4 protein-coding genes are annotated in these 3,209 nt (G+C 69.0%); 2 read left to right on the top strand and 2 right to left on the bottom strand.

Annotated elements, in window-relative coordinates; translation table 11 throughout:
- On the bottom strand, positions 1–384 hold a 384-nt coding region (locus tag ACYP33_RS25960), incomplete at its 3' end, for a GntR family transcriptional regulator (RefSeq protein ID WP_459624449.1).
- A 109-nt stretch (positions 385–493) separates the two neighbouring features.
- On the opposite strand from ACYP33_RS25960, the gene ACYP33_RS25955 reads away from it, so the two are divergent.
- Positions 494–1,156, top strand: coding sequence for an FMN-binding negative transcriptional regulator (locus ACYP33_RS25955; RefSeq protein WP_459624448.1), 663 nt, complete (start codon positions 494–496; stop codon positions 1,154–1,156).
- Between the two features lie 40 nt (positions 1,157–1,196).
- Here ACYP33_RS25955 and ACYP33_RS25950 read toward each other — a convergent pair whose 3' ends face one another.
- A complete protein-coding gene (locus tag ACYP33_RS25950) occupies positions 1,197–1,766 on the bottom strand; it encodes an NADPH-dependent FMN reductase (RefSeq protein WP_459624447.1) in 570 nt (189 codons plus the stop codon).
- A 265-nt stretch (positions 1,767–2,031) separates the two neighbouring features.
- Here ACYP33_RS25950 and fabV point away from each other — a divergent pair.
- Positions 2,032–3,209, top strand: a 1,178-nt coding sequence (gene fabV, locus ACYP33_RS25945) for an enoyl-ACP reductase FabV (RefSeq protein WP_459624446.1), incomplete at its 3' end; no start/stop codon positions are given.

Genomic DNA, 3,209 nt, shown 5'->3' with positions numbered 1-3,209 from the left:
CCCGGCCCCGTCCAACGACCGCAGCCCCCGCCCCGCCCGCGGAATCTCCCCCTCACGCGCCCACGACGCCGTCCCGCCGCCCACCACCCCGAACGCCCCCTCTCCCGGCATCGACAACGCCGGCGCCACCCACGTCCCGGTCCGCCCGCGCGCGACCAGAAACCCCTCCGCCACCAGTTGCTCGAACGCCTCGATCACCGTGCCGCGCGCCAGCCCGAGCGCGGCGGCAAGCTGGCGCGAGGCCGGCAGCGGCTCGCCGGGGCGCAGGTCGCCGCGCCGGATCGCGTCGCGCAACGCCTGCGCCAATTGGCGGCTCAACTGGCCGGCCGCGCGGTCGAGCGGGCCGAGCGAGGGGATATCGGGGGATTGGGCGGTGCGGGCCATCGTTTCTGGTCCATAAAAATTGAATAAAACTGGCCCTTCATCATAGGCCAGCAACGGCGCAGAATCAGCCATTCGATCAATCACGCCCCACCGCCTTCCCGGAGCCGCCATGTACCTGCCCGCCCATTTCACCGAAGCGCGCCCCGACGCGCTGCACGCCCTGATCGCCGCCCACCCGTTCGGCACGCTGGTCACGCACGGCGACGGCGGCCTCGACGCCAACCACCTGCCGTTCGAACTCGATCCGGCCGGCGGCACGCTCGGCGTGCTGCACGCCCACGTGGCGCGCGCCAACCCGGTGTGGCAACAGGTGGCGAACGGCGCGCCGGTGCTGGCGATCTTCCGCGCGATGGACGCCTACATCTCGCCGAACTGGTATCCGAGCAAGCACGAGGCACATCGCCAGGTGCCCACCTGGAATTACGCGGTGGTACACGCGCACGGCCGCATCACGGTGCGCGACGACGAACGCTACGTGCGCGGCGTGGTGGCCAAGCTCACGCGCCGCCACGAGGCCACGCAGCCGGTGCCGTGGAAGATGGGCGACGCGCCGGCCGATTTCGTCGATACGCTGATGAAGGCGATCGTCGGCATCGAGATCGAGATCACGCGCCTGGAAGGCAAGAGCAAATTGAGCCAGAACAAGGACGCCCGCGACGTGCAGGGTGCAGCCGACGGGCTGCGCGCGCAGGGCCGCCATGCGATCGCCGATGCGATGCTGGCGGGTGGGGTGGCGCCGGGGGGCAGCGGTAACGGCAGCAAGCAGGGCTGAGACGCCGCAGACGCCGCTCCGATCGGCATCGAGATCGGCATCAAGCCCCGGCCGAGCCGCCCGGCACCCGTTCGCCGCGCCGCCCGCGCTCGGCGATCCGCTCGCGCATCGCCGCGAGCGCTCCGGAAATCGCCTCGCGATGCGCCGGATCGGCCGCGATCTGCGCCGCCGTGCGCGGTGGCCCGAGCAACGGCAGCGCGATCGAGGCCGGCGCCACGCAATGCGCCGACATGGTGGTCAGCACCAGCCGCAGCGCCGCCTGCGCATCGGACGCACGCGGCGACGCGTTGAACAGCGCCACCGCCATCCCAGGAAAGCCGTCGCTGGCCACCAGCCAGTCGAGCGCGTTCTTGAACGCGCCCGGAATGCCGCGCGCGTATTCGGGGCAGGCGATCAGCAGCCCGTCGGCCCGCGCAACCGCGTCGCGCAACGCCTGCACGGGCGACGGCGGGTCGTCCTGACGCTCGGGGTTGAAAGGCGGCAGCGTGTCGAGGCCACGCCAGGCCTGCACGCTCACGCCCGGCACGCCGATCGCGGCGGCGGCATCGAGCAGGGCCGTGTTCGAGGACAGCGCGCGCAGGCTGCCCGACATCGAAAGCAATCGGATCATGATTCTCGAAACGGTGAAGCGCAGCCGGCCGCCGCAGCGCCCGAAGCGGGGCCGGTCCGCGCGAAAAAACCCGGTGCGAGTGTCCCACGTCCGGCCCGATCGCGCCGCCACGTGCCTGTGCACATCCACGCCCGTATCCAGGCCCGCCGCCCGTGCACCCCGCCCCGAAGCCCGATGCCGCCGTTCGCGCCATCCGGGGCTTCCTTTACAATGCACGGCATTTCTGTCCGTCGACGTTCGACGCTTACCGTATTCAGGGGCTTTCATGATCATCAAACCGCGCGTGCGTGGCTTCATCTGCGTGACGACTCATCCTGTCGGCTGCGAAGCCAATGTCAAAGAACAGATCGATTACGTGGTCAAGCAAGGCCCGATCGCCAACGGCCCGAAGAAGGTGCTGGTGATCGGCGCGTCCACCGGCTACGGCCTGGCCGCGCGCATCTCGGCCGCCTTCGGCTCGGGCGCGGACACGCTGGCCGTGTGCTTCGAGCGTCCGGGCAGCGAAACCAAGCCGGGCACGGCCGGCTGGTACAACACCGCCGCGTTCGAGAAGTTCGCCAAGGCCGAAGGCCGCTACGTCAAGACGATCAACGGCGACGCGTTCTCCGACGAAGTGAAGCGCGTCACGATCGACACCATCAAGGCCGATCTCGGCCAGGTCGATCTGGTGGTGTACAGCCTCGCCTCGCCGCGCCGCACGCACCCGAAAACCGGCGTGGTGCACAACTCCACGCTCAAGCCGATCGGCAAGAGCGTCACGTTCCGCGGCATCGACACCGACAAGGAAGTGATCAAGGACACGGCGCTGGAGCCGGCCTCGCAGGAAGAGATCGACAACACCGTTGCGGTGATGGGCGGCGAGGACTGGAAGTTCTGGATCGACGCGCTGAACGAAGCGGGCGTGCTGGCCCCCGGCGCGAAGACCACCGCGTTCACCTATCTCGGTGAGCAGATCACGCACGACATCTACTGGAACGGCTCGATCGGCGCGGCCAAGAAGGATCTCGACACCACCGTGATCGGCCTGCGCGACACGCTCGCGGCCCACGGCGGCGACGCGCGCGTGGCGGTGCTGAAGGCGGTGGTCACGCAAGCCAGCTCGGCGATCCCGATGATGCCGCTGTATCTGTCGCTGCTGTTCAAGGTGATGAAGGAAACCGGCACGCACGAGGGCTGCATCGAGCAGGTGTACGGCCTGCTGCACGACACGATGTACGGCGCCACGCCGCACATCGACGAAGACGGCCGCCTGCGCGCCGACTACAAGGAACTCGATCCGCAAGTGCAGGCCAAGGTGCAGGCGCTGTGGAGCCAGGTCACCAACGACAACATCTACGAACTGACGGATTTCGCCGGCTACAAGCACGAATTCCTGCGCCTGTTCGGGTTCGAGATCGCCGGCGTGGATTACGACGCCGACGTCAATCCCGACGTGGGGATCCC

This window comes from Burkholderia sp. 3C (assembly GCF_054589155.1).
This window is presented reverse-complemented; position numbering and strand designations above follow the sequence as displayed.

What these genes read in the sequence shown, in the direction of transcription:
- ACYP33_RS25955 (WP_459624448.1), top strand. Translation starts at nt 494, where the DNA reads ATGTACCTGCCCGCCCATTTCACCGAAGCGCGCCCCGACGCGCTGCAC.
- ACYP33_RS25950 (WP_459624447.1), bottom strand. Translation starts at nt 1,766, where the DNA reads ATGATCCGATTGCTTTCGATGTCGGGCAGCCTGCGCGCGCTGTCCTCG.